The sequence below is a fragment of the Sutcliffiella rhizosphaerae genome (genome assembly GCF_917563925.1).
In the GTDB taxonomy this organism is placed as follows: Bacteria; Bacillota; Bacilli; order Bacillales; family Bacillaceae_I; genus Sutcliffiella_A; species Sutcliffiella_A rhizosphaerae.
The window spans coordinates 1,397-4,725 of the sequence record NZ_CAKJTJ010000074.1; the positions used below are offsets into that span (position 1 = coordinate 1,397).

At 51.8% G+C, this 3,329-nt stretch carries 2 rRNA genes (1 of these 2 cut by a window edge); both read right to left on the minus strand.

What is annotated here, in order from left to right:
* A 23S ribosomal RNA gene (locus LRP81_RS22910) occupies nt 1-1,658 on the minus strand; it reaches 1,394 nt to the left of the window's first position.
* Between the two features lie 210 nt (nt 1,659-1,868).
* A 16S ribosomal RNA gene (locus LRP81_RS22915) occupies nt 1,869-3,329 on the minus strand; the annotation flags it as partial.

Genomic DNA, 3,329 nt, shown 5'->3' on the forward strand with positions numbered 1-3,329 from the left:
CTCCTCGCTAGAGGCTTTTCTTGGCAGTGTGAAATCAGGAACTTCGGTACTATATTTCCCTCGCTATCACAGCTCAGCCTTCACGAGAAGCGGATTTGCCTACTTCTCAGCCTTGCTGCTTAGACGCGCATATCCAACAGCGCGCTTACCCTATCCTTCTGCGTCCCCCCATTGCTCAAACGGAGTGGAGGTGGTACAGGAATATCAACCTGTTATCCATCGCCTACGCCTTTCGGCCTCGGCTTAGGTCCCGACTAACCCTGAGCGGACGAGCCTTCCTCAGGAAACCTTAGGCATTCGGTGGAAGGGATTCTCACCCTTCTTTCGCTACTCATACCGGCATTCTCACTTCTAAGCGCTCCACCAGTCCTTACGGTCTAGCTTCAACGCCCTTAGAACGCTCTCCTACCACTGTTCGAAGAACAGTCCGCAGCTTCGGTGATACGTTTAGCCCCGGTACATTTTCGGCGCAGAGTCACTCGACCAGTGAGCTATTACGCACTCTTTAAATGGTGGCTGCTTCTAAGCCAACATCCTGGTTGTCTGTGCAACTCCACATCCTTTTCCACTTAACGTATACTTGGGGACCTTAGCTGGCGGTCTGGGCTGTTTCCCTCTTGACTACGGATCTTATCACTCGCAGTCTGACTCCCATGGATAAGTCTTTGGCATTCGGAGTTTGACTGAATTCGGTAATCCGATGAGGACCCCTAGTCCAATCAGTGCTCTACCTCCAAGACTCTTACTACATGAGGCTAGCCCTAAAGCTATTTCGGAGAGAACCAGCTATCTCCAGGTTCGATTGGCATTTCACCCCTACCCACACCTCATCCGCTCACTTTTCAACGTGAGTCGGTTCGGGCCTCCATTCAGTGTTACCTGAACTTCACCCTGGACATGGGTAGATCACCTGGTTTCGGGTCTACGACCACGTACTCATGCGCCCTATTCAGACTCGCTTTCGCTACGGCTCCGTCTCTTCGACTTAACCTTGCACGGGATCGTAACTCGCCGGTTCATTCTACAAAAGGCACGCTATCACTCTGTTTTTTTCGCAAGAAAATAAACATAGAGCTCTAACTACTTGTAGGCACACGGTTTCAGGATCTATTTCACTCCCCTTCCGGGGTGCTTTTCACCTTTCCCTCACGGTACTGGTTCACTATCGGTCACTAGGGAGTATTTAGCCTTGGGAGATGGTCCTCCCTGCTTCCGACGGAATTTCACGTGTTCCGCCGTACTCAGGATCCACTCAGGAGGGAACGAAGTTTCAACTACAGGGTTTTTACCTTCTATGACGGACCTTTCCAGGTCGCTTCATTTACCCCGTTCCTTTGTAACTCCATGTTGAGTGTCCTACAACCCCAAGAGGCAAGCCTCTTGGTTTGGGCTAATTCCGTTTCGCTCGCCGCTACTCAGGAAATCGCGTTTGCTTTCTCTTCCTCCGGGTACTAAGATGTTTCAGTTCCCCGGGTCTGCCTTCCATACCCTATGTATTCAGGTAAAGATACTGCTCCATTACGAGCAGTGGGTTTCCCCATTCGGAAATCTCCGGATCAAAGCTTACTTACAGCTCCCCGAAGCATATCGGTGTTAGTCCCGTCCTTCATCGGCTCCTAGTGCCAAGGCATCCACCGTGCGCCCTTCATAACTTAACCGTTGACCAAATTTGGTCATGTGTTGATATCAGCGATGATATCAGAGAATTACGAAGATGAACGATATTTTGTGAATATCTTGATATTAGTTACATTATCTAGTTTTCAAGGAACAAGCACGACAACAAATCGTCAGATTTGCACATCGATCTTTCTTTGAGAGAATGCTCTCTCAAAACTAAACAAAACAACAAGCGTCTTTATCCTTAGAAAGGAGGTGATCCAGCCGCACCTTCCGATACGGCTACCTTGTTACGACTTCACCCCAATCATCTGTCCCACCTTAGGCGGCTGGCTCCAAAAGGTTACCCCACCGACTTCGGGTGTTACAAACTCTCGTGGTGTGACGGGCGGTGTGTACAAGGCCCGGGAACGTATTCACCGCGGCATGCTGATCCGCGATTACTAGCGATTCCGGCTTCATGCAGGCGAGTTGCAGCCTGCAATCCGAACTGAGAACGGTTTTATGGGATTGGCTCGACCTCGCGGTTTTGCGGCCCTTTGTACCGTCCATTGTAGCACGTGTGTAGCCCAGGTCATAAGGGGCATGATGATTTGACGTCATCCCCACCTTCCTCCGGTTTGTCACCGGCAGTCACCTTAGAGTGCCCAACTGAATGCTGGCAACTAAGATCAAGGGTTGCGCTCGTTGCGGGACTTAACCCAACATCTCACGACACGAGCTGACGACAACCATGCACCACCTGTCACTCTGTCCCCCGAAGGGGAACGTCCTATCTCTAGGAGTGGCAGAGGATGTCAAGACCTGGTAAGGTTCTTCGCGTTGCTTCGAATTAAACCACATGCTCCACCGCTTGTGCGGGCCCCCGTCAATTCCTTTGAGTTTCAGTCTTGCGACCGTACTCCCCAGGCGGAGTGCTTAATGCGTTAGCTGCAGCACTAAAGGGCGGAAACCCTCTAACACTTAGCACTCATCGTTTACGGCGTGGACTACCAGGGTATCTAATCCTGTTTGCTCCCCACGCTTTCGCGCCTCAGCGTCAGTTACAGACCAGAGAGTCGCCTTCGCCACTGGTGTTCCTCCACATCTCTACGCATTTCACCGCTACACGTGGAATTCCACTCTCCTCTTCTGCACTCAAGTTCCCCAGTTTCCAATGACCCTCCACGGTTGAGCCGTGGGCTTTCACATCAGACTTAAGAAACCGCCTGCGCGCGCTTTACGCCCAATAATTCCGGACAACGCTTGCCACCTACGTATTACCGCGGCTGCTGGCACGTAGTTAGCCGTGGCTTTCTGGTTAGGTACCGTCATGGTGCGAGCAGTTACTCTCGCACTTGTTCTTCCCTAACAACAGAGCTTTACGACCCGAAGGCCTTCATCGCTCACGCGGCGTTGCTCCATCAGACTTTCGTCCATTGTGGAAGATTCCCTACTGCTGCCTCCCGTAGGAGTCTGGGCCGTGTCTCAGTCCCAGTGTGGCCGATCACCCTCTCAGGTCGGCTACGCATCGTCGCCTTGGTGAGCCGTTACCTCACCAACTAGCTAATGCGCCGCGGGCCCATCTGTAAGTGATAGCCGAAACCATCTTTCAACATAGAACCAGGAGGTTCCTTGTATTATCCGGTATTAGCTCCGGTTTCCCGAAGTTATCCCAGTCTTACAGGCAGGTTGCCCACGTGTTACTCACCCGTCCGCCGCTAACTACT